The sequence below is a fragment of the Streptomyces sp. NBC_00376 genome (assembly GCF_036077095.1).
Taxonomy (GTDB): Bacteria; Actinomycetota; Actinomycetes; order Streptomycetales; family Streptomycetaceae; genus Streptomyces.
Window position 1 is genome coordinate 491,036 of sequence record NZ_CP107961.1, and the last position, 26,133, is coordinate 517,168.

Annotated in this window: 29 protein-coding genes and 4 pseudogenes; 19 read left to right on the top strand and 14 right to left on the bottom strand. The window is 68.1% G+C overall.

Annotated elements, in window-relative coordinates; genetic code table 11:
* Positions 1–33 precede the first annotated feature (33 nt).
* Together OG842_RS42060 and OG842_RS42065 are read right to left on the bottom strand one after the other, a co-directional pair.
* Entirely contained in the window at positions 34–1,020 is a 987-nt protein-coding gene (locus tag OG842_RS42060) for an endonuclease/exonuclease/phosphatase family protein (RefSeq protein ID WP_266737611.1), read from the bottom strand.
* Entirely contained in the window at positions 1,017–1,943 is a 927-nt protein-coding gene (locus OG842_RS42065; RefSeq protein WP_266737609.1) for a D-alanyl-D-alanine carboxypeptidase family protein, read from the bottom strand. Before OG842_RS42065 ends, OG842_RS42060 begins: the two co-directional genes overlap by 4 nt.
* A 405-nt stretch (positions 1,944–2,348) precedes the next feature.
* Here OG842_RS42065 and OG842_RS42070 point away from each other — a divergent pair, with 405 nt between their 5' ends.
* Entirely contained in the window at positions 2,349–2,486 is a 138-nt protein-coding gene (locus tag OG842_RS42070; RefSeq protein ID WP_266737607.1) for a hypothetical protein, read from the top strand.
* A 494-nt stretch (positions 2,487–2,980) separates the two neighbouring features.
* Here the strand turns inward: OG842_RS42070 and OG842_RS42075 are convergent.
* Positions 2,981–3,235 (bottom strand): annotated as a pseudogene (locus tag OG842_RS42075) (ISL3 family transposase); the annotation flags it as partial.
* Positions 3,236–3,395: 160 nt separating this feature from the next.
* On the opposite strand from OG842_RS42075, the gene OG842_RS42080 reads away from it, so the two are divergent.
* Together OG842_RS42080 and OG842_RS42085 are read left to right on the top strand one after the other, a co-directional pair.
* Positions 3,396–4,286: a hypothetical protein gene (locus tag OG842_RS42080; protein ID WP_266737604.1), complete on the top strand. Its 891-nt coding sequence runs from the start codon at positions 3,396–3,398 to the stop codon at positions 4,284–4,286.
* Between the two features lie 25 nt (positions 4,287–4,311).
* The gene (locus OG842_RS42085) at positions 4,312–4,446 is read left to right on the top strand and encodes a hypothetical protein (protein ID WP_266737603.1); all 135 of its coding nucleotides are present in this window, start codon (positions 4,312–4,314) and stop codon (positions 4,444–4,446) included.
* Positions 4,447–4,577: 131 nt separating this feature from the next.
* Here the strand turns inward: OG842_RS42085 and OG842_RS42090 are convergent, their stop codons facing one another.
* A complete protein-coding gene (locus OG842_RS42090) occupies positions 4,578–4,841 on the bottom strand; it encodes a hypothetical protein (protein ID WP_328512723.1) in 264 nt (87 codons plus the stop codon).
* Here OG842_RS42090 and OG842_RS42095 point away from each other — a divergent pair.
* Together OG842_RS42095 and OG842_RS42100 are read left to right on the top strand one after the other, a co-directional pair.
* Positions 4,780–5,010: a hypothetical protein gene (locus tag OG842_RS42095; RefSeq protein WP_266737600.1), complete on the top strand. Its 231-nt coding sequence runs from the start codon at positions 4,780–4,782 to the stop codon at positions 5,008–5,010. The genes OG842_RS42090 and OG842_RS42095 overlap by 62 nt on opposite strands.
* Positions 5,011–5,062: 52 nt before the next feature.
* On the top strand, positions 5,063–5,788 hold the full coding sequence (locus OG842_RS42100; RefSeq protein ID WP_266737598.1) for a hypothetical protein: 726 nt from the start codon (positions 5,063–5,065) through the stop codon (positions 5,786–5,788).
* 343 nt (positions 5,789–6,131) lie between these two features.
* Here OG842_RS42100 and OG842_RS42105 read toward each other — a convergent pair whose 3' ends face one another.
* The 3 genes and pseudogenes from OG842_RS42105 to OG842_RS42115 all read right to left on the bottom strand — a co-directional run.
* Positions 6,132–6,704 carry a GNAT family N-acetyltransferase gene (locus OG842_RS42105; protein WP_266737597.1) on the bottom strand — a complete coding sequence of 191 codons (573 nt, stop codon included), beginning with the start codon at positions 6,702–6,704 and terminating at the stop codon, positions 6,132–6,134.
* A gap of 101 nt (positions 6,705–6,805) precedes the next feature.
* A pseudogene (locus OG842_RS42110) lies at positions 6,806–6,940 on the bottom strand (IS21-like element helper ATPase IstB); the annotation flags it as partial.
* A 1-nt stretch (position 6,941) separates the two neighbouring features.
* Positions 6,942–7,643, bottom strand: a pseudogene (locus OG842_RS42115) (Mu transposase domain-containing protein); the annotation flags it as partial.
* 170 nt (positions 7,644–7,813) lie between these two features.
* Between OG842_RS42115 and OG842_RS42120 the strand changes: the two are divergent.
* The 3 genes from OG842_RS42120 to OG842_RS42130 all read left to right on the top strand — a co-directional run bounded on the left by OG842_RS42120 (position 7,814) and on the right by OG842_RS42130 (position 10,140).
* Positions 7,814–8,674, top strand: coding sequence for a hypothetical protein (locus tag OG842_RS42120; protein WP_266737593.1), 861 nt, complete (start codon positions 7,814–7,816; stop codon positions 8,672–8,674).
* Complete coding sequence (locus OG842_RS42125) at positions 8,664–9,299, top strand: Fic family protein (protein WP_266737592.1); 636 nt, start codon at positions 8,664–8,666, stop codon at positions 9,297–9,299. Before OG842_RS42120 ends, OG842_RS42125 begins: the two co-directional genes overlap by 11 nt.
* A 178-nt stretch (positions 9,300–9,477) precedes the next feature.
* Positions 9,478–10,140, top strand: coding sequence for a hypothetical protein (locus tag OG842_RS42130; RefSeq protein ID WP_266737590.1), 663 nt, complete (start codon positions 9,478–9,480; stop codon positions 10,138–10,140).
* Positions 10,141–10,188: 48 nt separating this feature from the next.
* Here the strand turns inward: OG842_RS42130 and OG842_RS42135 are convergent, their stop codons facing one another.
* The 3 genes from OG842_RS42135 to OG842_RS42150 form a co-directional block, all read right to left on the bottom strand.
* Positions 10,189–10,638: a hypothetical protein gene (locus OG842_RS42135; RefSeq protein WP_266737589.1), complete on the bottom strand. Its 450-nt coding sequence runs from the start codon at positions 10,636–10,638 to the stop codon at positions 10,189–10,191.
* Positions 10,639–10,704: 66 nt separating this feature from the next.
* Positions 10,705–11,783 (bottom strand): IS630 family transposase gene (locus OG842_RS45465; protein WP_443064092.1). Its coding sequence is split into 2 segments (ribosomal slippage): positions 10,705–11,282 and positions 11,282–11,783, totalling 1,080 coding nucleotides; the frame shifts between segments, so codons are not numbered across the junction.
* Between the two features lie 337 nt (positions 11,784–12,120).
* The gene (locus OG842_RS42150) at positions 12,121–13,014 is read right to left on the bottom strand and encodes an NADP-dependent oxidoreductase (RefSeq protein WP_266737586.1); all 894 of its coding nucleotides are present in this window, start codon (positions 13,012–13,014) and stop codon (positions 12,121–12,123) included.
* A gap of 70 nt (positions 13,015–13,084) precedes the next feature.
* On the opposite strand from OG842_RS42150, the gene OG842_RS42155 reads away from it, so the two are divergent.
* Positions 13,085–13,684 carry a TetR/AcrR family transcriptional regulator gene (locus OG842_RS42155; RefSeq protein WP_266737584.1) on the top strand — a complete coding sequence of 200 codons (600 nt, stop codon included), beginning with the start codon at positions 13,085–13,087 and terminating at the stop codon, positions 13,682–13,684.
* A 544-nt stretch (positions 13,685–14,228) separates the two neighbouring features.
* Entirely contained in the window at positions 14,229–14,684 is a 456-nt protein-coding gene (locus OG842_RS42160; protein WP_266737583.1) for a VOC family protein, read from the top strand.
* Between the two features lie 113 nt (positions 14,685–14,797).
* Here OG842_RS42160 and OG842_RS42170 read toward each other — a convergent pair whose 3' ends face one another.
* Entirely contained in the window at positions 14,798–15,448 is a 651-nt protein-coding gene (locus OG842_RS42170) for a serine hydrolase (RefSeq protein ID WP_328512733.1), read from the bottom strand.
* 5 nt (positions 15,449–15,453) lie between these two features.
* On the opposite strand from OG842_RS42170, the gene OG842_RS42175 reads away from it, so the two are divergent.
* The 4 genes from OG842_RS42175 to OG842_RS42190 all read left to right on the top strand — a co-directional run bounded on the left by OG842_RS42175 (position 15,454) and on the right by OG842_RS42190 (position 18,941).
* The gene (locus OG842_RS42175; RefSeq protein WP_266737581.1) at positions 15,454–16,203 is read left to right on the top strand and encodes a TauD/TfdA family dioxygenase; all 750 of its coding nucleotides are present in this window, start codon (positions 15,454–15,456) and stop codon (positions 16,201–16,203) included.
* Between the two features lie 17 nt (positions 16,204–16,220).
* Entirely contained in the window at positions 16,221–16,622 is a 402-nt protein-coding gene (locus OG842_RS42180; RefSeq protein WP_266737579.1) for an FAD-dependent oxidoreductase, read from the top strand.
* Between the two features lie 255 nt (positions 16,623–16,877).
* Positions 16,878–17,489 carry a tetratricopeptide repeat protein gene (locus OG842_RS42185; protein ID WP_266737577.1) on the top strand — a complete coding sequence of 204 codons (612 nt, stop codon included), beginning with the start codon at positions 16,878–16,880 and terminating at the stop codon, positions 17,487–17,489.
* Between the two features lie 771 nt (positions 17,490–18,260).
* On the top strand, positions 18,261–18,941 hold the full coding sequence (locus OG842_RS42190) for a hypothetical protein (protein WP_266738103.1): 681 nt from the start codon (positions 18,261–18,263) through the stop codon (positions 18,939–18,941).
* On the opposite strand, the gene OG842_RS42195 is transcribed toward OG842_RS42190, so the two are convergent.
* Positions 18,942–19,067, bottom strand: coding sequence for a hypothetical protein (locus OG842_RS42195; protein WP_266737576.1), 126 nt, complete (start codon positions 19,065–19,067; stop codon positions 18,942–18,944).
* Positions 19,068–19,154: 87 nt separating this feature from the next.
* Positions 19,155–19,523: a hypothetical protein gene (locus OG842_RS42200; RefSeq protein WP_266737575.1), complete on the bottom strand. Its 369-nt coding sequence runs from the start codon at positions 19,521–19,523 to the stop codon at positions 19,155–19,157.
* 473 nt (positions 19,524–19,996) lie between these two features.
* On the opposite strand from OG842_RS42200, the gene OG842_RS42205 reads away from it, so the two are divergent.
* The 5 genes and pseudogenes from OG842_RS42205 (at position 19,997) to OG842_RS42225 (ending at position 24,732) form a co-directional block, all read left to right on the top strand.
* Complete coding sequence (locus OG842_RS42205; RefSeq protein ID WP_266737573.1) at positions 19,997–20,629, top strand: DUF2461 family protein; 633 nt, start codon at positions 19,997–19,999, stop codon at positions 20,627–20,629.
* A 182-nt stretch (positions 20,630–20,811) separates the two neighbouring features.
* Positions 20,812–21,006 (top strand): annotated as a pseudogene (locus OG842_RS42210) (GmrSD restriction endonuclease domain-containing protein); the annotation flags it as partial.
* 642 nt (positions 21,007–21,648) lie between these two features.
* A complete protein-coding gene (locus OG842_RS42215) occupies positions 21,649–22,374 on the top strand; it encodes a FadR/GntR family transcriptional regulator (protein ID WP_266737571.1) in 726 nt (241 codons plus the stop codon).
* A gap of 46 nt (positions 22,375–22,420) precedes the next feature.
* On the top strand, positions 22,421–23,620 hold the full coding sequence (locus OG842_RS42220) for a CynX/NimT family MFS transporter (protein WP_266737570.1): 1,200 nt from the start codon (positions 22,421–22,423) through the stop codon (positions 23,618–23,620).
* Positions 23,617–24,732, top strand: coding sequence for a hypothetical protein (locus tag OG842_RS42225; protein ID WP_266737569.1), 1,116 nt, complete (start codon positions 23,617–23,619; stop codon positions 24,730–24,732). Before OG842_RS42220 ends, OG842_RS42225 begins: the two co-directional genes overlap by 4 nt.
* A gap of 152 nt (positions 24,733–24,884) precedes the next feature.
* Here the strand turns inward: OG842_RS42225 and OG842_RS42230 are convergent, their stop codons facing one another.
* The gene (locus OG842_RS42230) at positions 24,885–26,105 is read right to left on the bottom strand and encodes a metallophosphoesterase (protein WP_266737568.1); all 1,221 of its coding nucleotides are present in this window, start codon (positions 26,103–26,105) and stop codon (positions 24,885–24,887) included.
* Between the last annotated feature and the right edge of the window lie 28 nt (positions 26,106–26,133).

Consider the following 26,133-nt stretch of genomic DNA (forward strand, 5'->3'; position numbering starts at 1 on the left):
CGGGCAAGAGGGGTGGCCGACGCCCGTAACTTCTCACAGGCGCAGACCGGCCGTGACCGGCAGATGGTCGCTCCCGGTGGACGGCAGGGTCCCGGACGAGACCGGGGTGACGCCCCTCACCAGGATCTGGTCGATCCGGGCCACCGGGAACGAGGAGGGCCAGCTGAAGCCGAAGCCGTCACCGGCCTCCTCCTGGGCCGACCGTAGCCCAGAGGTCACCTGCCGCAGCGCGCGGTCGTCGGTCGTGCCGTTGAAGTCGCCCACGACCACGACCCGGGGCAGCCGTTCGGCGCGTACGGCGTCGGCGAGCTGTGCGGCCGCCTCGTTGCGCCTCGCCGTGGTGAAGCCTACGCCCGGGAGCACCCGTACCGACGCGAGGTGGGCGGCATAGACGGCGACGGGCCCCTTTGGGGTCTCGGCCGTCGCCCGCAGGGCACGGGTCCACGGCATGATCGCGACCGGCTCCACATCCCTCAGCGGATACGTGCTCCACAGTCCGACCGTGCCCTGCACCGAGTGGTACGGATACGTGTCGGCCAGGGCACGCTCGTACACGGGTGCCGTCCGCGTGCTCAGCTCCTCAAGGGCGAGCAACTCGGCACCGGAGGAGGCGAGTTCACGCGCGGTCCCGACCGGGCCCGGGTTCTCGTCGTTGACGTTGTGGCTGACCACGGTCAGGTCCTGACCGGCGGACCGCTTGTCGATGAGCAGGCCGCCGAACAGGGAACACCAGACCACGGCAGGAAGGAGCGCCGCGACACCGGCGGTCGCCGACCGTCGCACCGCCGCCGACGCCAGCAGCACGGGCACTCCCACCCCGAGCCAGGGCAGGAACGTCTCCAGAAGGCTGCCGAGGTTGCCGAACCCATCCGGAAACCAGGTGTGCCCGGCCATGACCAGTGTGAGCGGTACGGCGGCTGCCGCGATCAGCAGGCCGCGCCGCCAGGGGCCCCTGCCGCCCGGAGAGGTTCCCGACCCGGTGTCGGTCTCGCGAGCCGTGCGCACGACCTGCGCGGTCATGCCCCCACCGGCTTGCCGTCGCGACCGGCGAGGGCGGCCGGGAGGTCCTTCTGCAGGGCGTCGATCAGCCTGCCGCTGTTCTCCAGCGCGGCCCGGAGGCCCTCGGCGGGCGTGGTGTTGGCGCGCTGCCCCAGCACGACACCGAGCACCAGACGCCGCGCCGTGCCGGACCGCACCTCGGCGGCCCACATGAGATTGCCGCCCGCGGCGGTGCCCGACCCGGTCTTGAGCCCGATCACCCCGGGTCTGCCGAGCAGCCGGTTGGAGTTCGTGATCGTGCCGGGCACCCCGGGAACGGTCGTGTCCCGCATCGCGACGATCGTGCGCAGCACCGGTTCCTCCATGGCCCGGCGGGCGAGCTTGAGCTGGTCGTCGGCGGTGCTCCTGGTGGTGACCTCAAGACCGCTGGCCCCGGTGTACGTGGTCCGGGTCATCCCCAGTCCGGCGGCTGCGCGGTTCATCTTCCTGACGAAGGCGTCCTGACTTCCCGCGTCCCAACGGGCCAGCAGCCGGGCCACGTTGTTGCCGGACGGAAGCAGCAACAGCTCCAGGAGTTCGCGCTGGGTGAGCCGCTGTCCCTCGCGGACCGGGGCGCTGGACTCGCTGAGCGAGTGGGCCTCCTGAGCGGCGGCCGCGTCGACCGTGATCCCCGGCCCCTTCGCCGTGCCCCTGAGCGGATGCTCCTTGAGGATCACGTACGCGGTCATCACCTTGGTGACGCTTGCGATCGGCACCGGCTGCCGCCCGCCCCTGCTGCCCAGGCTGCCGATGCCCTCCACCTCGATGCTCGTCTGCCCCTCCCGCGGCCACGGCAGATCCATGCGGTCCGCCACGGCCGCCGCGCGCGGGGTCGGCGCGGAGCCGCTGTCCCGGTCGCCGCCGGTGAACCCCAGCCAGCCGCCGGCACCGGCAACCCCGAGCACCGCGGCCGAGGCCCACACCGCGCCCCGACGCCCCCGACCTGCGTGTTCCTTCCCCTGCGGCGCACCAGCACGTGTCCAACGAGCCTCCACCGACAACCACCTCTCACCACCCGACACACACGAGGAACCGTGTACGTGGTCCAGCCTGTGAGAGGACCGCATCCGGCCGATCAGGGCCGTGCATCCGGCACCGCGCGGAATTGTGTCGGCCGGGTATCAGGCCCCGACGCCCACGCGGGCGGACCGGCGGCCCCGCAGTCGGGGCCGCCCTGCCGGTTCAGCCGTTCGTAGGGACGTCGCTGGTCTGGCTGGCCACGCCGGGAGGGGCCGGGAAGGCTGTGCGCGGCAGGGCTCTCTCTCCCCGCCAGGGTCGGTCTCGCCCCGTTGCATGAGCAGGGCTCGGGTGTGGGTGACGCAGCGACCGCTCTTCTGGAACGCGCGGTCGACACGATCCTGGCCGCGCTCGCCCTGCTCCTGGTCGTCGCCGTTCTCGCCGCCATCGGACAAGCAGCCCCGGTCCGACCACCCACCCTCCACCACTGAGGAGAGCACCAGTGAAGTCCCCCTCAACGACACCTTGCAGCCGCTCGATAGGTCGTGGAGGCGCTGCTGGCCGGGTCCGGCCGGCACGGCACCCTCATCGTGACCCGGATGCGGTGAGGATCCCGTGCCCGACTGCTGGCCAGGGGACGACCTCGTATGCACTGTCACGAGCCCGGCTGCGGCTCCCGGTACGACTTCTTACCCGGGCGGGTGACACCTGCCGGGCAGCAACGATTCTCCGCCGGCCTGGGCCGGAGCGTGATCGGCTTGATTTGTCATCTGCGCCGAACCGCGCTCCTCACAGCTGTTTCGGCTCTCGCCGGGCTCGCGCTGACCGCCGCACCCCCACCGCCACCGCGGCCGGCTCCCACACCCCGCCCGTCAGGCCCTCCCCAATCAGGCACCGTCCCTGCGCGAGCTCCCCGAACCGCCCGACGCGGTCAAGGCCCGCGAGCTGCTCGCGGACCTGGTGGTGGCCGACGAGGACGACGGCCCTTGATCCGGTTGACGTGTCCTTCGACCACGCCTGAGTTCCAGGGCGGGGTGAGGCCGGCGATGACGGCGTCGCGGTCGCGGTCGATGCCTGCGGCGAGGGTGTGGAGGCTGGGCAGGTCGTCCTGGCGGACGGCGTCGAGCCACTCGGGGAGTCGTTCGCCCTGGCGCTCGGTGAGCATCCGGGCGAAGGACCGGACGTGGCCGGTGAGTGCGTCAAGCTCGGGACAGTTGGTCAGGACGACCTTGAGCCGGAGCTGGAGGGGCCCTGTCTGTTCCCGGCCACACTCTGGTGCAGGACGGCGCCCGTCAGCGGGCCCCGGTCACGGAGGCCCGTACCGCATGGAGGAGGATGCGGCACGGGAGGGGATTTGAATGCGTTCAGAAATGCAGGTGCCGGTGCAGACGCAGACGCGCGTGAGGGACAGGTTCGGTGCGGTGCTGACGGCTTCGATGTCGATGCTGTCCGTCGAGGCTGTGATCGGGTCGATCGCGCTCATCGTGTGGGGGCAGACCCAGGAGAGCCCGGACCTTCCCTACAACGCGATGGGGATCATCTTCCTGATCCTGATGGCGCCGTTCGTGGTGGCGGCCGGAGCTGCCTTTGCCGCCCTGCTGTCGGTCGGCGTGGTGATGCCGCTCCTGGTCGTGGCCGGATGGCTCGGGCGCCGGCTCTCGGGGCGCGAGGCGTGGTGGTGGATCCCGGCGCTGGCAGCCGCCGGAACCGCCCCGCCGGCCTTGGCCACGGCAGTGCTCGTGGAGGCCGGTCTCCTGGCGGGCCTCGGCGGATGGCTCGCGGTGACGGCGGCGCTCGCCGTCACCGCGCTGGTCGCCCGCAGGCTGCTGTTGCCGGACCGCCCGCGGCTCTCCGGCGGCGCGATGTTCCGGCGTGTAGCGCTGTACGGGACGCTCGCTGTCGTCACCGTCGGCACACTCGGCAGCATCGGCCTGTACGCCGGGATTGGATACGAGCCTCCGCGGCTGAGCACGGAACGGATCGCCGGGACGTGGTCCGACGGAAAGGGCGGCACACTCATCCTCACAGCGCATGGCAAGGCCACGGCGACCCACGTCGAAACGTTCGACCTCGACGACTCCTTCGAACCCGTGGTGCACGAGTGCACCGGCACCGGCACCTGGGAGTACGACCCAGGTAGCGGACCGTGGTCCCAGGAGGTGGATGTGTCCCTGAACGACTGTCCCATGGACACCTGGGAGGTTTTTGGAAGCCCCGAGCACCCAAAGCTATTCGTCTACATCGGCGACCCCGACAGCTGGGACCTATACATCCTGCAACGCCGCGACTAGGCCAGGCCTAATGTTGAGCACATTGTTGCGTACGCCGACAGTCCGGTTTGAACTGCGGGACGTCACCTGGTCCTTACGCCACGACGACCCCGAGGAACTCGAGGATTCCCTGGACAAGGTGCGGCGGTCCCTGCACGAGTTCCTGCTCCCGCCCGCTTGACACGGCCGTCGCCCGCCGTTCTGTTCGCGGCCTTCACCGGAGCGCCGACACCGGATGAGGACGGCTCAGGAGATCGAGCAGGAGCTGCCCACCGCCCGTTCCCGGGGACGGCGGGAACCGACTGCTGCTGCTCAGTCCCGGCGGGTGTTGCGGACGATTCGACCGACGACGGCCGCGGCCTGCTCGGGGTGTCCCTCCAGCCACGTACCGAGGTGTTCCCGGGCGGCCTCCGCGACGCAGGGGTGCACTGCGGCACCGCCCAGCCTGCCGTGGGTGGCGCCGAGGTACTCGGGATGGTCCAGCTTCACCGACACGACCGCCGTCAGGAGCAGCGTGGGACGAGAGTGGCATGACCCGGCCGGATGCCCTGTCTGCCCGGCAGGAAGAGCCTGCACGATCTGGGACTGGATTGCCGAGACCGGCGAGAGCCCCGTCCGGCAGGTCGGCGAGCGGGTCGGCCTGTCCAGCACCAGCTCCGTCGCCTACCAGCCAGGCCGCCTCGAAGCCCGCAGACTGATCAGCTACACCGGCCACCGCCGGCGCTCCTGCCGCCTCAGCACCTGACCCCGGCCATGCCGAGCAGGTCAGCAATTGGGTGATCTGCGATCATGTCGAGATGTCGATCACTGTCTCCGTGCCGTGCCCGACGTGTTCGGGGCGCGCCCGGCCTGCCTGGTCGGAGAGTCCTGCGCCGCGCTGGGCCGCGCTGGCTGGCACAGCGCGTGTGGAGTGGGCGGACGGCACTCTTTGCGGCCTGCCGCTGGACTCGCGTGAGCTGTTCCCCAGGGCGGAGTCGCTGCCGCTGCCCGGCGAGGAGCGGGTGGTCAGGGTGCACGGGCCCTTCCTCGCCGATGACCGAGTCCCGTTCTGGGCGCTGTTCGAGCCTGCTCTTGCCGCGCTGAACGGGCTGGACGAATATCCGGAGTTGATGCGGAACTGTGCGCTGATCGCTTGCACGCCCCTTGCCGTGCTCGCCCGGGGAAGCGGGTACGCCTGGTTGCGAGTCCGAGTGGAGGAGCTCACGAAGCTGCGCGAGGCCGCAGACAGAATCCCGCCCTCGACTGCCGGCTCATTGGAAGACTTGCTCCCTGCGGATGGGGCCCGGATGACGTCCAGCCAGGACGCTTCGGGCGGCCTGCGCTACTACGAATGGTCGATTCAGAGCAACATCGGGCGCTGGGCGGTGTGCACAGACGACGAGCACGGCATGGCTGTCCTGCTCTACGGGGAGTGGGCTTTCGATCAGGACGACGTCGCTCTTGGCCATCGTCCGCTCTCCCCGTCCGAGACCGCCCTGCTGCGGGCCGCGTGGCCCGACCCGCGCCCCGGCCGCAACGGATGATCCACTGCCCGAGTGCCAAGAGCGGCAGCCACAGCCGGGCCGGGTCTGGTGCCCGGCTGTTCTGAAGCGGAGCCGGAGCGCTGAGGTCTGCAAGGCTGGTCGGGCGGCTGGCTTCGTTCACTTCAAGGGACAGCATTTGTTGGTGAGTTTGGGTTCTGGCACAACTTCTGTGATTACGGCCTGTCGATCGCTGCGCCGGCTCGGGATGCGCGCGGAAACAACAGGTCAGCGGGTTGACCCAGCGTGAGTACGAGAAGAGGCAGAGCGGCATCACAGAAGTTGTGCCAGAACCTGAGTTTGGGCAGCAGAATGGTGCGAGCGGCAACCGGAATGTTCACGAAATTCAGCGGTGCCTCGTGGGATCAGTCGACGACCCGAGGTCGTCGGGCAGCAGGGAGAACAGAACCAGGTCGACTCGAGCTCCGTGCACGAAACCAGCGTTTCGCAAGTTGCCTTCGCGGTGGAAGCCAGCCTTGAGTGCAACTGCCTGGGACGCGGTGTTTCCGGTGGCTGCTCGCAGTTCCATTCGTTGGAAGTGCTGGCTGGTCAGGAGCCAGTGCGCCAGCGTGCGGGTTGCTTCGGCTGCGATGCCGTGACCGCGCGCCCAGGGTGACACCCAGTAGCCAACTTCGCTCACCAGCGCTCGCCAGTCCGTTTTCTTCAAGCCGACTTGGCCCATCAGGCGCTCGGTGCTGGCGTCGGTGATGGCGAATTGGATGCCGTCGCCGCTGTCCCGCATCGCGCGTGCAGTGGTTGTGCACCAGGCTGTGGCATCGTCCAGCGTGTAGGGCTGGGGAAGCGGAAGCCATTGTTGAGTGAGGGAGTCCGAGCAGCTTGCGTGTGTGTCCGGGATGTCGCTGCTGTCGAACGCGCGGAGGATCAGTCGTCTGCTGTGCAAAACCGTCTCGGGGAACATATCCGGCTCCGTCCGCAACCGACCGACTGGTCCGAGAGACGGTAACAAGGGCCGCCGGTCCGTAGATCGGCGGCCTGGTCAGAAGCGAAACAGGCTGCCAGTCAGCTGGCTGCGACTTGCTCTTCGGCTTGCGCTCGTGTGCTGGCGAGGCGGTAGGAGTCGGTGCCGGTCTCGATGATCGTGCCGTTGAACGTGAGGCGGTCGACGATGGTCGCGCAGAGGCGGGGGTCGGTGAAGGCAGGGTGCCGGCCCGCAGTGCGGTGGCCAGGCCCGCGACGACATGCTCGTGGGCGAGGTGCCGGTTCAGCAGGAGGACCTCGATCAGCGCCCGGCTGCCGTCGCGCTCGCCGTGGAGCTTGCGGGCTGGGCCCACCAGGCGTTGTGGACCGGGGTGAACTTGCCTGCGGAGCGGGCCTGTTCCAGGGCCGTGGCACCGGGGAAGGCACCGGGCTTGCGGATGAGGGCTTCGAGATAGTGGTCCAGATCCAGGCGACAGCTGCCCTTCGCGATCAGCCTCTCGTGCCGGGCCACTTCGACGTTCTTGTCGTAAACCACCAGATGAGAGGCGTGCAGGACGACGCGCACCCGCTTGCCGATGAGGCGGGCCGGGACCGAGCAGCGGTTGGTGCGGACGGCGATCTGGCTGTAGCGGTCGACACGTGGCGTGAACAGTCGGCCGGTTTCGAATGGCTCCTGGGGCAGCGGCATCAGCAACGGCTGTTCGACGGCAAAGTACTCATCAACGGTCCGTGGCCGTGAGCCGATCCGGCGGTGCCCGTCGTGCAGGTCCCACTGGTCGACCATCTCGTTCAGCTCGGCGAGGGAGTCGACTTCCGGGACGGGGGTGAAGTGGTTGCGGCGGAAGTAGCCGATCATCCCTTCGACGCTGCCTTTCTCGTGGGCGCCTTCGATGCCTGGGCGGCAGTAGAAGCTCTCGATGTTGATCTTCCGTGGGTTCAGGAAAACTGAAGGCTCCGTAGCGCGAACTCAGGGGCTCGATGGGAACTCTGCTGCGTGAAAGGGGCGGGTTGCCACAGCGGAGAACAGGTAGTGGGCGACGGACCTGGACCCGATGTCGGCGTACACCTCGAAGTCTCACCTGCGTACAGGTGAACGTGCCCGGTCGAGTGCCGCCGCATCGCGTGGAGCAGATGGCCTGGCAGCGTCGCATTGTGCGCCATGACAGTAGATCGGCGGCGCCGGAAACTTGTGTGACAAAGCCGCGAGCCCTTGGCACAATCGGTCAGTTGCCCTGCCCTGCCCGGTTCTGGAGGAACGTCACGGCTGTCAATTACGAGCTTGCTCCGGCCTGGTTGCCGTGGTCTGCCGTCGATCCCGACCTGATTGCCTTCGACTGGGACGATGAGGAGGGCTCTCAGGTCGCCACAGTGATCGCCTCGATGGTTCCTCCTGCCGGCGCCGGGTGGGATGAGAGACATCGCTTTACCACCGAGGTCACGGCGCTTCTGGCGGCCCGATACGGCCGATGGGCCTGCGGATGGCATTGGGCGGTCGGCGAGGGCGGTGGTGGTGGCGTCGTCACCAGCTGGTGCTGCACCTCCCATTCCGTGGGCGAGCCCGCAGCGACGGCCGCCAAGGTGGTCGCGTCACTGCTGGAGTGGCGCGACTGGCTGGAGGAGCTGGCCGAGCGGTTCGCGCAGATGGCGCCGCCCGCCGAGGCGGATGCCGATGGTCGCAGTTGGCACCTGGAACGGGCGGCTACCCGACTGGTGACGGTGGTAGTGGACCGCACGGGTGCCGAATGCGGCTGGTATGGCCTCTGCCACACGGTTCTCACGTGGTTCCTCTCCTCCACGGGCATGGGGCTGGAGACTGCGAAGCAAGCGGTCGACACTGCGATTGGTGGACGGTTCAAGAGCTGGACCGAACCGTCGCGCACCTTGGTCGACTCCGTAGGAGAGGATCTCGCCGTAGGCCTGACCGGAGAGCAGCCTTACCGTGACCGCTGACGCCTTGGCCGCCTGGTGCCATGTCAGGAACCAGGTCGACTGGGCTTCAGTGGTCGGTGAGACGCCGGCCCCGGTCGAGGCGACCGTGGACGGCCTCGGCACCTGGTGCGATGCGGGAGGCCGTTCCTCGAATCCGGCTCGAGGCGACCGACTACTCGCGGCGCTGGCTCAATCGCGCACCGACGCTTCCCGTAAGCGCCCCCTCACCTGCGTGCTTCTGGCTAAATGGCAGCGGCTTGTCCTCGGCCAGCCCGACGTGTCGTTCCGGCAAGGCGATGCGTTCGCTAAGGGCGGCCGTGAACGCTATGCACTTACGCCGCACACCCAGCGGGACTTTGAGCACTGTCTGCGCGATAGCGCCGACCCGAGAGTCCCCCTGGCCTCCCGTGCGGCCAGGGCCTACCTGGACGTCGCCTTCTTTCACCCCTTCCCGGATGGCAACGCCCGCCTTGCCATGCTCACCCTCGCCTACGTCTTGGAGCTGGAGGGAGTTCGGCTGGATCAGACCGGCCCCTTGCAGACCACGCGTTACGCGGACGACGCCGTCGGCGCGGCAGACCTGGCTGCCCTGGTCTCCGTCCTCATCCGCTCGACCCATCACCGTGCGACCAGAGCCCGTTGCTGAGAGCGCAACCTCCCATCAGGTTCCCTTGACCTTGACCAGTCTGGCCGGGGGGTGAGCACGTATATCCGTACGCGGCTGCGCACGTCGATTGATGTGTACGTCGACACCCGACTCAGGTGGAGAATGGTGGGCGTCAGCCCATGACCGCGATCCGGCGGCAGTTGCGGGAGACTGTGGGGTGCCTACCTCCAGATCGCTTGCAACCTCCGACGAGATACGTGCGTATCTCATCGATCAGTTGAATCTCGCCCTGCGTCGTCCCGGAGTGTTCGGGAACGAGCTGGCCTTGCGCATGCTGATGGATCACTTGCTGTTCGTGGAGCGCCAGCCCGAGGCATTGGCCGAGCAGCAGCGTGTCTGGGAAGAGCGCGGTGCCTGGTCCAGTACCGGCGTCGCGGGGGTGTTCCGCGATCAGATCCCGGACCGCTATTACGAGTACGGCATTGCCTCGGTGTATGCCGAGTTCGCACACCGCCGCGGCTGGCTGAAGCCCGACCGTGTGTTGAACCCTGCCGAATACGCAGTCCTGCAGGGTGCGGTCCGCCAGTGGGCGGGCGAGGACCGCGTGTGGACGGACGTCGTCGACAAGTTCGGTACCCCGTCCATGTTGTTCGGCAGCAACAATCGCTTTTACGGCAAGACTCTCGGCTACCTGACTGAGAACCCGGAGGAACCGATGGTGTCCTTCCATCTCTGGAGCGGCAGTGCTCCGGGAGCCGAGCAATCGTGGCCACCTGAGCACGAAGAACCCCTCCTGCTTGCAGTGCGCTTCGGAACGGGGCTCTTCGGCCAGACCTTCACCTTCACCCCGGAGGGCCGGCGACGGCTCCCTGTGGAGTAAAAACTCGAGATCAGAGGGTGTTCGGTGCCTGCTCTGCTTCCGATTCCGTCACTGCGCTGGTGTAGCGGAGGCTGGCCTTGGCGCCGAGGGAGAAGGCGTGCGCGAGATGAAGGGGGCGCCGTTGGCGATGGCTTCTTCGAGGATGCGGTCCTGCCTCAGCTGGTCGACGCCCATGGGCAATTCTTTGACCAGCCTGTCCATCCAGAACGTGCCCACCGCCGTTGTTGTGGTGGCGGTGTTCCTGGTGATCAGCAGATGTGGGTTGGCGCTGTTCGACCATCGGCGGTGACGGTAGGCGAGATACTCGCCGATCGCCTCGGCGGTGTAGTCGTCCAGGGGACGGTTCAAGCCCCCAGGGTCGAGTCGCCGTCCGGGCAGGTCCACTTGCTCCACCAGCATCGAGCGAATCTGGCGGGCGGGCAGCGCATGGATACCGGACAGGGCCACGACCACGCGAAGGGCCGGATCCTGCAGTGCGGCATGAACGACGGACTCCACCTGGTCCGCGGTGAGTGTTGCGGGGATTTTGATCGCGGTCTTGCCGCCCTTACTGACTTCGGCTCGTCAGGGTGAGGCTGGGTGGTCGAGGGTGAGGCCGGTGCCGGCTATGAAGCCGTCGAGGGTGTCGGGCCGGTACTGGAGGCGTTTGAGCCGGTTGCGGACGAGCGTTTCCAGGCGGTCGAGGGCGACGACGGCGAGGTTGGCCAGGCTGCGTTTGACGTGTGCCCATACCCACTCGACGGGGTTGAGGTCGGGGGAGTAGGCGGGCAGCAGGAACACCGTCAGCCATGCACGCTCGGCGATCAGCTCACGCATGGCGTGGGAGACGTGGGTGTTCAGGCGGTCCCAGACCAGCACGATCGGTGCTTTGACGAGTTGGTGGACACCGTCGATCAGTGCGATGAAGTCGCGCTCGCTCATGCTGCGGCGCTTGCCTCTGCCGGCGGGGTGGGTACGCAGGCGGTGGCACAGACGGGTGCGGGAACCGGGCCGCATGGCAAGCAGTCCGGCCACCGACAGCCGTCCCGAGCGTCGCCCGCTCACCGTCACCTGCGGTGTGCGGCCGCGTCGGCCCCAGGTGCGTCCCCTGGGCGGCCTGCGGGTGAAGCCTGCCTCGTCCTCGAAGCAGACGTAGCCCCCGCAGGCCGCCCCGGCTCTTTTACCTCCGCCCAGGTCGCCTCCTTACAGACGGTGACGGCCTGCTCGTCGCGCTCGGCGCCCCGCCGCGCGGGGACCTGCGGGCTGAAGCCGAGCCGGTGCATCAGCCTCGTCGCGCCGGAGACGCTGTAGGAGACGTGGAACTTCCTGCCGATCAGCGTGGCGACCCTTGCCGCGGTCCACACCTGGTCCTCCACCCAGCCGTGCGCGGCCGGACCCTGCTCCAGATACGCGGCCAGCTTCTCCAGACAGCGCTCGGACAGACGGCACCGCGATCCGCTCGGGCCACGGGAAGCCAGAGCCCGCACACCACCCTCCCGCCACAACTGGTGCCACTGGTAGGCCGACTTCCGGCTCACCCGCAGACGCTGTGCCACCTCCAGCGGCTTGATGCCGTGCTCGAACAGCTCAGCCGCCTGCAGCCGTACCGACTCCCGGCGCAGCCGACCCGCAGCAGTCAGCCCGCCCCCATCCGCATACCTCATCCACCACCGAATACAGCCACCACACCGAGCCCCTCAGAGACTTCGAGAAAGTTCACCCCAACGAGCCGAAGTCAGTATGCGAGCCCACCAGTCAACCGCCGCCACGATATGCCCGGTCGTTGATGCCCGCCGGGGTCTCAATGACGACTCGGAGCAGTAAGTCATTACGGCTCGGCTGCAGCACGGCACCTGGAGATACGAGTTCACGAGTCGCCTCCCTGACGCAGCACCCATGCCCCGCGGCTCCGCGCCGGTCGCCGCCGCGCGATGCGGGCTGACCAGTCCCAAGGCCGGCATCGTCCTCAATTTCTGCTTGGGAACGACGCGCAGCCGGTTCTCAGACGACCAGGACCCGGCGCCCGCGCGTGTGACCGGTCTGGCTGTCGATGTGCGCCGCCGCGGCCTCGGCGAGCGTGTACGACTTCTCGACCGGGATGTGGAGCTTTCCCCGCGAGATGAGGCCGACGGCCTCGGCGAGCGCTTCCGGCACGCTCCCGGCCACGCCGGAGAATCGGACACCGAACTCCGGCGCGGCGAGGTCGGCGATGGAGATCACCTTCTGCGGATCCCCGGTCAGCTCGACGAGCTCGCGGATCACGCCCGAGCCGGCCAGATCGAGAGCTGCGTCGACATGGCCGAGCCGCCGTACCCGCTCGACCCAGCCTTCGCCGTACGTCGTGGCGAGGGCACCCAGGCCGTGCAGGTAGTCCTGGTTCGCGGCTCCGGCCGTGCCGATCGCCCTGATGCCGCGGTCGCGGGCGATCTGCAGCACCGCCGATCCGACTCCTCCGGACGCACCGCTGACCAGCAGCGTCTGCCCGGCCTGCACACCGACCTCGCGGATGATCCGCAGCGCGGTCTCCACCACGGAGGGGTATCCGGCCGCCTCTTCGAAGTTCAGTCCCTCGGGCATGCGGGCCCAGGCCGACAGCACGGCGAACTCGGCATAGGTGCTTGCGCCTTCGCCGAATACGTGGTCGCCGACCTCGACCTCTTCGACGCCCTGGCCGACCTCGTCCACCACCCCGGAGGCGTCCAGCCCGACTCCGGAAGGCAATTCGAGCGGATGGGCCTTCAGGATCTGGCCTTCGCGGATCCTCCAGTCGACGGGGTTCACACCCGCCGCCCGCACGGCGATGCGTACCTGGCCAGGGCCCGCGTGGGGCTCCTCGGCGTCGACGAGTCGCAGGACGTCCGGACCGCCGAACTCGTCAAAGCTCACTCTCTTCATTCCGTCGACCATAACCCTAACGGTTAGCGTTTAACAACGGTTGCGTTTTTGGATCTGGTAGCGTGAGAGTATGACCGTGCCATCCGGGCGACGCGAACGCAAGAAGGCCGCGACCCGTCAGAAGATCGCCGACACCGCCCTGCGAATCTTCCTGGAACGCGGGTACGACAGGGTGGGCATCCGCGACGTGGCCGCCGAGGCCGACGTCGCCGTCACCACGGTCTTCTCCCACTTTTCCTCGAAAGAGGCCCTGGTGTTCGAGCAGGACCAAGACTTCGAGCAAAGCCTCACGCAGGCGGTCACCAACCGGGCACCGCACGAGCCGCTCATCCCCGCGCTGCGCCGGGAGATCCAGGCCCTGGTGCGACATTGCACGGGGGACAGTGCCGCCCCGATCCGGCGCATGATCGATGAATCACCCGCCCTGCGCGAGTACGAGGAGTCGATGGGACTGCGCCATGCAGAGTCGCTGGCGACGGCCATCGCCGCCGATCCCGACCTGTCACAGACCACAACGGCCTGCCGGACGATCGCGAGGTTCGTGATCGACGCCTACTCCCTGGCCCGTGACGCGGCCGATCCACAGACCGCGGTGGACGAGATCTTCCGGATGATCGAGGCCGCCTGGACCGTCACCTTCCCCTCCGGAAATCCCACCGGCACGGCCTGACCCTGGCCAGGACTCGGCCCCGCTCGGCGCCGTCCCGCCGAACCCCAACGGCAGAGCGAAAGCATCTGGAGCCAATACGCCACCTGCGGTCACCATCCGGCCGGACACCGGGACGAACTGACGACAGTTGAATACGCGAGCCCACCAGTATCGAGGCCGTGTACTTCATCAGGATCGCATGCGTTATAGTTGATCTTGAAGGTTCGCCGCAACTCGCGGTGACTGACACTGCGTTGGTGGTCCAAGGAAAGACGCCCCGCTTCCCGTGGGGAAATGCAGGTGCAAGGCCTGCCCAGCGCTCATTCACGAAGCCCTTCCCTCCGTCAGGGAAGGGCTTCGTCATGTTCCCCTGGTACAACTTTCAGAGAGCGTCACCTGGGCCCCGCCGCCTACTTCGCCCGCCGAAGACGCCGCCCGCAACGAGCGAGACGAACTCGTTCCGCAAGACCGGTGTCGCCGAGCAGGAGCAGCGCCAGGCCGCGGCCGGAGTCGCTCGCAGGAAGGCCCTGACTTCTCTGTCAGGCCTGCCTGGGATGTTCCGGGTATGGAGATGACGGTGCAGCTGACGATCGACTGCTCCGATCCGCAGAGAATGGTGGCTTTCTGGGCCGAGGCCCTGGGCTACGTGCCTGAGCCTCCGCCTGGCGGGCACGCCACGTGGCGTGCCTACTGGGCGGCGATGGGGGTGCCCGAGGCGGAGTTGCCGGCCGGTGCCGGGGATATCCCTGAGTTCATCATCGATCCCGCGGGACGTGGGCCGAGGGTGTGGTTCCAGCAGGTTCCGGAGCCGAAGGTCGCCAAGAACCGGTGGCACTTCGACCTGAAGGTCGGTGGGGGTCGTGACGTCCCGCTGGACGTCCGCACACAGCGGGTCGAGGCTACGGTGGAACGGCTGGTCAAAGCCGGTGCCACCGTGCTGCGGACCAAGGATGAGCCGGACATGGGGCTCTACGCCGCCGCCATGCGCGACCCCGAGGGCAACGAATTCGACGTCGCCTGAAGACCATTGCCACGATGCTGGTCATAGCCACTCGTTCACGGCTGGGACCAGCACCGTCGCCTCGTAGCGTACGGCGAGCTTGTCGGACCCCGTGGCCACTGCCCTGTGCCTTTTCACGAACCGTCCACTTGGTTCGACGGTTTGGCGGTCGCATCCTTCAGGATTTGGACGGCTGTGTTCTCGATCGGTGTTGGCCGGCCGGAGAGACGGTGGACCATGACCCTGGTGCCGTCATCCAAGGCACCCGCGAAAACGGAGGCACCCCGGGTGACGCCGTTGTGCCAGCGCAGGCGCCCTGACGTCTGCCAAGTCAGTGCGGGTTCGCCCAGCTTTCGTTCGACGAGCAGCTTGGTCACCAGTCGCGCGGTCTCGCGTGGGGTGGCCCACATCCCTCCGGCGGGCAGGATCGCGCCACTCATGTTCCAGGGGCGGAGGGGCCGGCCCAGGAACCCGCGTGCACTGAGTCGTCCGGCCGGTGGCGGGTTCGAGGTCACCTCGGTGATGTCCAGGGGAGTGAGAACGTGACGGTTCAGAAGCTCCTCGTACGGCGCGCCCGCCGCAGCGGAGAGCGCCGCGCCGAGGACGGTGTAGCCGAGGTTGGAGTACTCCGCTTCTCCGCCCGGCGGCCCGGTGGTGAAGGTGTCGAGGCGTTCCAGGACGGCGTTTGGAGTGCGCAGAACGTGGCTGCCGCCCGCACCGTACTCACCGGTGGCGGCGCGCAGATGCTGCTGTCGGCGCTGGCCGGCCGGCTGGACCGCAGCGATCGGCCTTGGCGGGGTGGGCGCTGCCGGCGCTGCCCGCCACCCTCGGGAACGAGGAACTGCAGGTGGTCGCTGCCGGTGTGCTGGCCGCGCTCGGCCGCCCGTTCAACTCGATCCGGCAGGGGGGGCGGCCGGATGCGGATTGGGGGGAGACCACCGCGGTGAAGGAGGCGGCGTCGTTCGGCGGCACAGGCGGGCAGGCCCTGCACATTGACGCCCCGAACGTTGAGTACGTTCCGGAGTACACGAGCCTGCTGGTGCTGCGGGGCGATCCGGCCGGTGGCGGCGTGTCCCTGCTCGGTGACCTCCGGGCGGCGATGGCCAGGCTGGGGGAGGCCGACCGGCAGGCGCTGCGGGAACAGGTGTTCTTCGAGGGCAAGGCTGAGAACCTGCGCGGTGTCGGGGCGCCGCGGATGCCGTTTCCCGTCCTGGAGGGCGACCAGGACGGACAGCCGGCCTGGGTCCGCTGGGCGGGGAAGATGCTCCGCGACCCGCGCAACACCGGACGCACCGCGGTACTGGAACGCTTCGCGGCCGCTTTGGCGCAGACCACCGTCGCGGTCACGCTGGGGCGCGGGCAGCTGCTGGTCGTCGACCAGCGGCGGATCGCTCACGGCCGTACCGCGCTCGGGCCCCAGCAGGGTTTCGCGGACGGTACGCGGCGCTGGATCATGCAGGCCAAGGCCACTTTCGATCCGGCTGCGCCCGCCCACCAGGTCCTGGCCGGCGCTGCGGCGGGGAGGCGGAACGATGCCTGAGCCGACGGACGCTAGCAGTGGTCGGGATCGGTGTCGTCGGTCTCGCGGTGGCCGTCGAGCTGCTGCACCGCGGCGTGCACGTGACCGTGGTGGGACCGCGAATCGGCACACACCGGGGACAGGGCACACGGGCAGCCGGTGCGATGCTCTCCACCTTCTCCGAACTGGAGCCGCACCACGACACGCAGCGGACGGGACCGCTCCGCCGGGGCGAGTCGACGGGGAAGGGCACCGAACGGTCGGTCGGGAGACCGCAGGCGCCCATCCACCAGCCTCACGAGGCCGCGTGCCGCATCAAGTGGGTCACCGGCCACGAACCCCTCACTCCCGCCCTCGACGACGTCGTCCTGGTGACGCCCCCGAACTGTGTCACCGGCCGCACCGACGCGGAATACTGCGCCGGAACATGCCATCCGTAGGACAAGGGAAGCATGAGGGCAACGGCGCGTGGCCTCACGGGAGCCACTACTGAGGGGAAGGGCCGCGACATGCAGGGATGGCCGATTTACCTGGGTCTGCTTCTAGTCATCTCCCTGTGGGCAGGCCGCCAGTGGTTGGAGCGGCGACAGGTGCATCAGCTCACGGGAGAGGTGACCGCTGAGCCGCCCGTTCCCACACCTGACCGGCCTGAGCCGGTGCTGCGCGCAGCAGCGGCACGGGGGGAGGCACGGGCCATGCTCGAACTTGGCGACCTGGGCCTGCTCAAGCGAGACGTGCCCCAGGCGCTGTCATGGTGGACGAAGGCCTTGGAGGCGGGCGACGATCTGGCGGCCTACCGCCTTGCCGATCTCCACCAGGTACTCGGTGACACAGAGAAGGCCTCGCTCCACTTCCGGCGCGCCGTCGAGGCCGGAGTGCCCGGAGCCGCCAACGACTACGCCATGTTCCTGATCGGTCAAGGCGACGACGCCGGCCGTGGACAACTGCTGCGTGCCGCCGAGGAAGGCGACTCGTCGGCCATGTACAACCTCGCCTACCTGGCGGCTGAACGCGGCGACCTGACCGAGAACGAGCGATGGAGTCGAGCCAGTGCCGAGGCCGGACACCCCGGCGGAGCATTCTCCCTGGGCCTCCTCGCCTACGAGCGCGGTGACCTGGAGGCGGCGGAGACCTGGTACCGCAAAGCAGCCGGGGCACAGCACTCGGATGCCATGTTCAACCTCGGAAACCTGCTGCGCGAGCGGGGAGACCTCGACGGCGCGGAACACTGGTACGGTCGGGCCGCTGCGGCAGGCGTTGCGGAAGCCGCCGAAAACCTCGTCCTCCTGCGCCGCACTAGCGGCTGATCGCACAGTGCCACCGGGGTCCGCGCATAGCCGAGAGCGGCGCGGGCCCCGTCGTCGTCTCGCCTCACTGCACGAGGAGTTTGGACATGCTGATGTGCTCGGTCGATCTGCGCACCGCCTCGGGACCGTGGCAGTGGAGCGCTGGACAGCCATCAGTCAATTCGACACTGCCGAATCCGACAACCCACTTGCTGATTTTGTCGGGGTGAACGGGGGTCTGACGCAGGTTGTGTGGTGTGGTCACGGAGCGTCAGGCCAGAAGGGTTCGCTTGCGCAGGAGCGGGAAGCTGGCGCCTCCGAACATTTTTCAGCGTCTTGATCCGGTTGACGGCGCCTTCGACGTGGCTGGAGTTCCAAGACGTGGTGAGTCCGGCGTGGACGGCGTCGTAGTCGCTGTTCAGGCCGCCTGCGAAGGTGCTGATCCCGGGCCATCGAGATGTGGCCGGGGAAGGTGCAGAAGAACGAGTAGTTGCCGCCGGCCTCCGCTTTGCGGTGCCGACGGCGGGAGAGGCCTTTCTCCGGGGCGCAAGTCATCTTGGTGGCGGCGGTGATCGCGGTGTTGTCTTCTGATTGCCGGCGCCGACCGGTGTTCCTGACTTGTGGTCAGGTACGGGCTTCTTGAGCTGGGTTCGTGAAACCCAATGCCGTTTCATGGAACCGAATCGCTGAGACAGAACCTGGACACTCGCGGGATCATTTCAGGATCGACGCGGCCCTAGTGTCGTCGGTGTCAGCAGGAAACACCGCAACCGAAAGCCGCTGGAGATCATGATGCGCTCGCGTCTCGCCGCTCGTTCCGCCCGTCTCGTCCTTGCTGCCGCGGCCGTGACGGCCCTCGCGGCCACCACCACCGCCTGCGACCCCGACGACGTCGCGGACGCCGGCAGCTCCGCGGCCCCCTCCGCTGTCGCCTCCGGCGGTAGCGATGGGAGCGACAGCTCCTCCAGCGACAGCCCTTCCACCGGCGGCTCCAGCTCCCGCGGTTCCAACTCCGGCGGCTCCGCCGTCAAGACCGAATCCGGCGACGGCGGGAAGAGCAGCTACGGGCAGTCCTGCGGTACCAACGACCTGGACTTCACGGTCACTTGGGAGGCTCAGCCTGTCAGCTACTACCTTGTCACCGCCAAGGCCAAGTCCGGCATCACCTGCTACCTGGACGTCAACACCCCCAGCGTCTCCTTCGGCTCCGACGCCGACGGCGTTGCCTCCCCCGTCGGACAGGGCGGCGAAGACCCCATCAAGCTCTCCGGCTCCGCCGTCGCGTACACCGGTATCAACCCCAAGACCACCGACGGCGAAGGCGGCACGGAGTTCGGCAACGTCATCATCGCCACCACCGAGGACGACCCCAACCCTGCCGAGCTCGAACTCCCTGACATGGCCACCGTGGACAAGCCCATCGTCACCAACTGGTCCACCAAGCGCAACGAGACGGTCCCCCGCATCATCTGATCAACCGGCTTCCAGCGCCTGGAACACGAACTCCCGCGAAGTCTTCCTCCCCACGCGGATGAAGGGTTCCACCAAGGCCTTGGCGGAGATCACTGTCGTGCCCACCGCCTCGGAGACCTTGCTCATCCAACGGCAGCATCCTCGGGAACGGCCGGCAGCCGCATCCGGTCAGGGGCGAGGACACCACGCAGCGGGAAGCGAGGCCGCCCGCTTTCATCCCGGCCGGTCCCGTGGGACCAGCGGCAGGAGAGCCCCCATCACCTTCTCAGGATCGGGGACGGAGAGCGCCAGCCGGCTGAACGGCGCGCTGCGGTGGAATTCCACACACAGCACCGGTGTGCCAGCCCGCACCAACGTGAAGTCCAGGCCCTCCCGTAGGTGCCGGACACCCGCGCACACCTGTCCGGGGATGCAGATCCCCCGATCATGCTCACCACGAAGCGCACGCCACCAGTCGGGCTCGATATGGACCTGGCGCAGCGCCGACACCGGAATCCGCACATTGCGGTGGTGTGCCAGCGCCTTCTCCAGCCAGGACAGGTGTACGACGATGTCGGTCCCCTCGACTGCCAACCTCGCCATAGCCTCTCCCTCATGGTCGGAGCGCCCCGGCACATCCCGATGCTTCGGAACCCGCTCCAGGCCTGCGTCGTCGGCCAGATTTACATCAAACCGTCGCATTTCCCTCGGCGCGACACCCCTGCCTCCACGGGGCAGTTTCAGGTTCACGGAGGTGCGAACGGCGAGGAGAGACGATGTCGTCGGCGCTTCCGGTGCCGAGCTCGGCGAGGATCGCGTCACAGAAGGTGCTGCGCAGACCGCACGGCGCTCTGCGCTGCCCCGCCTACAGCTCGTTCCCCGACTCCTGGGCGCGCTTGCGGGCCTTGACCCAGGGGGTCAGGCGGGATGGCGAGGCCGTTCCTCAGCAATGGTGCGGCCACCGGGTTCCCGCGCGGTGGGCCGCAACGGGAGTGCCGGGCGCGGCGGCCGGGAATTGTGCCTCCCTGCCCGTCTCACTCTCCGCACGCGGATCACGGGTGAGCTATCCTCCGCGCATGCGTGGACAGTTCACCGGCTGGCCGGAGCAGGCCATGGACGTGTTGTGGCAGCTCCAGGGCGAGCCGACCCGCGCGACCCGCGAGCGCTACCGCGCGGACCGCGAACGCCTGGTCCGGCAGCCGATGATCGCCCTGCTCAACGAGGTCGCGGACACCGACCCCCGGTACGAGGACTTCTCCGTCTGGCACTACCGCACCAACTCCTGGTGGTGGCAGCACCAGGGCGCGGTGATCCGACTCGGCCGCAAGATCGAGATCGGTCTCCGGTTCTCCCTGGACGGCCTGCGGATCCAAGGCGCCTGGTGGTACCCCGATCCCGGCCAGGTGAACATGTTCCGCAAAGCCGTGGCCTCCGAGAGGAGCGGCCGCGAACTGTGCGCCATCGTCGAGGCCGTGCGGAAGAAGGGCTACGACATCTCCGGGGACGTGATGAAACGCCCGCCGCGCGGCTATCCGACGGACCACCCCCGTACGAACCTGCTGCGCCACCGTTCGCTGATCGCCGCCCGTCCCCTCGGCTGCGAGGAGTGGCTGCACACCCCTGAGGCGGTCGACCGGGTCCTCTCGGCCGCCGCTGACCTGGACGCCCTGCTGATGTGGTTGGTCCGCCACGTGAAGCGCGCCGCCTGACATCACCTCGGCCGCTGGCGGCTGCGAGGCGGGCAGCGATAGTCGGCCCTGTGACTCTCTACCTCAGAGTTGGGCGCGTGCTGAGCGGCTCGATGCCGCGCGGACGGTCGACGCCCTTCATACCCAGACCGATGTGCGCTTGGCTCTGGACGGCCCCTGCCCAGGCGGGCAAGTAGGTCGACCAGTGCCGGGCCGTGTCCGGCACCTGGTACTCCGCGTACGACGGCCTCACCCTCGACTCCGCCTCCCGCATCGACATCGACCACGTCGTCCCCCTCAAGGAAGCCTGGCGCTCCGGGGCCTCGGAGTGGTCGACGCCCGAGCGGCGTGCCTTCGCCAACGACCTGGTCCACTCGCAGCTGATCGCGGTGTCGGCTGTGGCCCGACTCCCGTGCCGAAATCGGCGGATCGTCCTCCCACAGCGCATCGATGAGCCGACTGATGGGCACCACCTCGTCGGCGTGCAGCAGGAGGTATGCGAGAACGGCCCGCTGCTTGAGCGGCCCCAACTGCACCAGCTGCCCATCCGACAACACCTCGAAAGGCCCCAGCATCCGGAATTCGATCACTGCGCCACGTCAATCGCGGCATCGTCCTCGACATCGGTTAGCAGGGCCGAATGCCAACCAAGAGTGTCATTCGTATCACATTCCGTCACGATGGTGGGGGTCGATATCCGCCGCTACGTGGGTGGTCACAGGGCTCACGTCCCGGCGACGGGGGCACGGTCTGCTGTGAATCTTCCCGAACGATCTCGTCACCCGGATCCGCGGCTCCCTCAAGGCCGATCCGGCCGACATCCTCGCTGCTCTCGACGGGCTGCTGGCCAAGCAGCTGCAACCCCTGCGAGGGGTTGGCGATGCCGCCGCCCCGGCCGCGTGGGCACGTTCCACCATTGCGCCTGGCTGGACACCGAGAGGTGTACGTCGACCGCACATCACGTGATGTGACATAGATCACCTTGTCACATTGGAGGCGTCATGTGTTTATCTACAGCTGTCCAACATTTGGAGGTTTGTATGGAGGGGTTGAGAGAGCCGCGCCGCGCCGCGACCCTGTCCGCCCAGGCCGCTGATCAACTACGGGAGCAGATCGCCTCCGGCCGCTGGCCGGTCGGTAGTCGCGTACCTTCCGAACACGAGTTGGTCGCGATTCTCGGAATCAGTCGCAACACCGTGCGAGAGGCCTTGCGTGCTTTGGTGCATCTGGGCCTGCTGGAAGCCCGTGCCGGAGACGGCACCTACGTCCGGGTCGCCAGCGAGTTGGAGGCAGTGCTGGTGCGCAGGGCGGCAACGGCACACCTGTCCGATGTCTTCGAGCTGCGCGCGGTATTGGAGGAGCATGCTGCGGGGCTGGCCGCGCAGCGTCGGACGAGCGCAGACGTGAAGCGATTGCGGGAGCTGCTGCGCAAGGCGCAGGAGACCAACTGTGCTGGTGAGATGACCGCGTTGGCTGACGTCGATGGCTCATTCCACCTGGCGGTGGTGGAAGCCGGCGGGAACGGGTTGCTTGCCGAGGTCTACAAGCACTTGGGGAGCGCGCTGGCCGCAGCGGTCGCCGAGCTGACCTGGGGCAGGGATATCGCCGCCGAACACGACCACTGGCACACCACCCTCGTAGAGGCCATTGCGGCGGGAGATGCGGTGACTGCCCGCTCCGCCGCCTCCACGCTCGTGCGGATCAGCCGTCGCGCCGCGCTGGGGCAAGAAGGGGTGGATGAGCGTGACTGTTCCGAAAGGCGCTGACGCTCCCGGGGGCGAATCCGACGGTCACCAGGGCGGAGCGCCTCGCGTGGGGTTGTTCCTGGTTGGGATCTTGCTTGTTGCGGCGAATCTGCGGGCGCCGCTGACAGGTGTCGGCTCGGTGCTGCCGATGATCGAACACGACACCGGCTTGTCCAGCACCGCGGCAGGACTGCTCAACGCTTTGCCACTACTGGCTTTCGCGGCCACGTCACCGCTGGTGGGCAGGAGTGCGCAGCGCCACGGAACCGAGCGCGTCTTGTGGATCGCTTTGCTGGTGCTGACGTTCGGCATTGTGCTGCGCTCGCTACCAGGCGTGGTGACCTTGTTCGCCGGCACCGTGGTCATGGCAGCAGCGATCGCCTACGGCAACGTGCTGCTGCCCTCGCTGGTCAAGAGCACTGTTCCCGAACGGCGGATCGCCGCAGTCACCGGGCTCTACGTCACTGTCATGGGGTTGATAGCCGCGGTCTCCTCCGGGGTGTCCGTGCCCCTGGCTGACCATCTTCCCGGAGGATGGCATACCGCGTTGGGCTGCTGGGCGGTGCTGGCGCTACTCGGGGTCCTGGCCTGGGCACCGCAACTGGTCCGTCGCCGGCCCGTAACATCCACCGCCCCCGGAGTGGGGCAGGCGCATACCCTGTGGCGTTACCCACTGGCCTGGCAGGTCAGTGCGTTCATGGGGCTGCAGTCCCTCGGTTTTTACACCACGATCGCGTGGTTGCCCAGCATCGTGCACGACCACGGCGCCTCCGAAGGCGCCGCCGGCTGGCAGCTGTTCCTGCTCCAGGTGACCGGTCTGGTCTCCAGCAGTACTGTGCCGATACTCGCCCGACAATTCACTGACCAACGGCTGCTGGCCGTCAGCGGTTCATTGATGTGCGCCACCGGATACCTGGGGCTGCTCCTGGCCCCCGAGATGGCGACCGCGTGGAGTGCGCTGATCGGCCTTGGCGGCGGCGCCTGCCTGGTGTTGGCACTGACGTTCCAAGGCCAGCGTGCGGCCGACGCGCCCCAGGCCGCCGCGCTGTCCGGCATGGCCCAAAGCGTCGGCTACCTCCTGGCCGCCGTTGGGCCCCTGCTGTTCGGCTCAGCCCACGACCTCGCCGGTGGGTGGACTGTCCCGCTCGGCCTTCTTGTCGCGCTGACCCTCGTTCAGGGCCTCCTCGGCCTTGGAGCTGGTCGCGCCGTCCGCCTCCCGCAAACAACGACCGCCCAGCTGGCACCGGAAAGGATTCGACCCGCATGAACGGAACGACCTGCTTCAGTTACTTGGACACTCCCATGGCAGCACCGCTGTCCATCACCGAACTCATGCCCGGCGCCTATAACGTCATGGAGTACACCGCCGTTGCCGCCGGCGAACAGGTGCTGATCCTGACGGAGAACTCGGTGGACCCTGTGGTGGTGCAGGCACTGGCGGCAGCAGCCGCCTATCGCAACGCCGAGGTGCACGTTCTGGCCGTTCCCCCGTTCAGCGCGGGTGGCTGGGACTCCGAGCGGCCATCACCAATGCTGTCGGCCATCCACGCCGAGGCTGATGTGGTGCTCTCCTGCACATGGTGGGGTGAGGTGCACAGCGACCGCTTGTTCTTCGATGAGGTTGCCAAGCGCAAGGCCCGGTTCCTCTCACTGCACCAGACCGCGACCGCATCGGCGCTGGCCACCGGTGCCCGCTTCCCGCTGGAGCTGTATTTCGCCTTGGAAGCTAAGGCGACCGCACAACTCGCCGCAGCCAGCGAGATCCGGGTAACCACCGCTGCAGGCACCGACGTGACCTTCCGTGACTTCGTCACCAGTGGCCATCACGCTCCTCTCATCGCTGGAATGTGGCGGCCCTTCCCTTACGGTGGCGTCAACTTCTACCCCAACCGCACCGACGGGCTGCTGGTCATCGAGGAGTCCACGGTCACCGGCACACCGGCCGAGCCCACCACGATCGAACTCACCAACAACGTGGTAACAGCGATCGAGGGCGCGACTGCTGCCACCGAGCTACGTCACTATTCACCAAGGGGCTACTACCTGCGGCACGCCCTGATCGGACTCAACCCGAAAGTGCGCTCAAGCGGTGGCACCCAGTTCGAACGGGAGAAGCACGCCGGTGCGTTCTACCTTGGTCTGGACGCCCTGACCGAGGAGGGGGAGCCTGACCGTAGCGGGCCAGGACACGCCCACTGCGACTGCCAGTTCGACAAGCCGACCATCACCATTGACGGCACACCCTTTATTGAGGACGGCCGCCTCCGCCTTCTCGAAGATCCCGAAATCCGCGAACTAGCCGCATGGTTCGGTCCCGCCGATGTGCTCCTCGATTCCAATCCCCGAATGGTGCTACCTGCCAGATACACGCGGTATTAAGGCCGTGTCCTATGGTCTGACTAACCCCCTGCGGTAGCCCCAAGACATTGTGCATGGCTACCGAGGCTGCACTATCTGGGCCGCGGAGTGGCCCAGATAGTGGAAGCACGGAGTGCTTCAATAGCCCACCCTGTCGCGTAATTTATGCACCCCTACGGCGCGGTGGGCAGGTGTGGGGAGCGGAGCACGAGCAGGGTGATCTCGCTGGGCGCGAAGACGCGGAAGGGCGGGCCCCAGAAGCCGGTGCCGCGGCTGGTGTAGAGAAGGGTGCGGGCGCCATGGTGGCTGAGGCCGGCAAGGGCGGGCTGGTCGATGCGGACCAGGTGGTGGAAGGGCCAGATCTGGCCGCCGTGGGTGTGGCCCGAGAGCTGGAGGTCGATGCCTTCGGCTGCCGCCCGGTCGACGAACTTGGGCTGGTGTGCCAGGAGCAGGACGGGCAGATCGGGGTCGGCGCCGTTCAAGGCTCCGGCGAGATGGGCGCGGTGGCCTGCCAGACCGGAGGACTCGGCGGTGACGTCGTCCACGCCGGCGACCACGAGGGTGTCGCCGCCGCGTTCGAGCAGCAGATGGCGGTTGCGCAGCGGCTCCCAGCCCAGCTCGTCCATCAGGTCGACCCAGCCCTGGGCCTCGCTGTAGTACTCGTGGTTGCCGGTGACATACACACGGGCCCGGGTGGCCCGCACGGTACCGAGCGGTGCGGCCTGGGCGCGGCGGCGTTCGGCCGTACCGTCCGCGATGTCACCGGTGTGGCAGACCAGGTCGGCTTCCAGAGCGTTCGCCGTCTCGCACATCCGCGCCGACCAGCGGGTGCGATCGAGTGGGCCGTAGTGGGTGTCGGTGATGAGGACGACGCGGGTGCCGTCCAGCCCGGCACCCAGTCGCGGGAGTTGCACGTCGAGTCGGCGCACGCGTGGCACGCGGCGGGCCTCGGCGTACCCCCACGCGAGCAGTACGGCGGTTACGCCGAGGACGGCCCAGGTGACGATTCGGGCCCGGTCCTGACTCTCGCCGACGCCGGCCACGGTCAGGGCGAGCCGCAAGAGGACGCCGAGCAGAACGGACCAGGTGAACAGAACCCAGCTGGTGCCCAGCAGGGTGTCACCGATGATGGCCGCCCGGTCCTGTTGGCGCCGGCCGTGGCCGCGCACCATCGCGAGCGGCATACCAACGAGGCCGAGGACGAACAGGACGGTGCCGGCCAGCGTGACGGGCAGCGGCCAGTGCTGGCCGGTGTGCAGGAGCACCCAGCAGGGCACGGCCCACAGCAGGACGGGGGCGATCAGCGGGATGTAGCGCATCAGGCGGTGCAGTCGGCTCTGCCGCGGCGCTTGCGCTTCACCCTCGGCGGGCCGGGTGTTGCTGGTGGCGGTCATGCTTCCCCTCCCTGACCAGGCTGCCGTC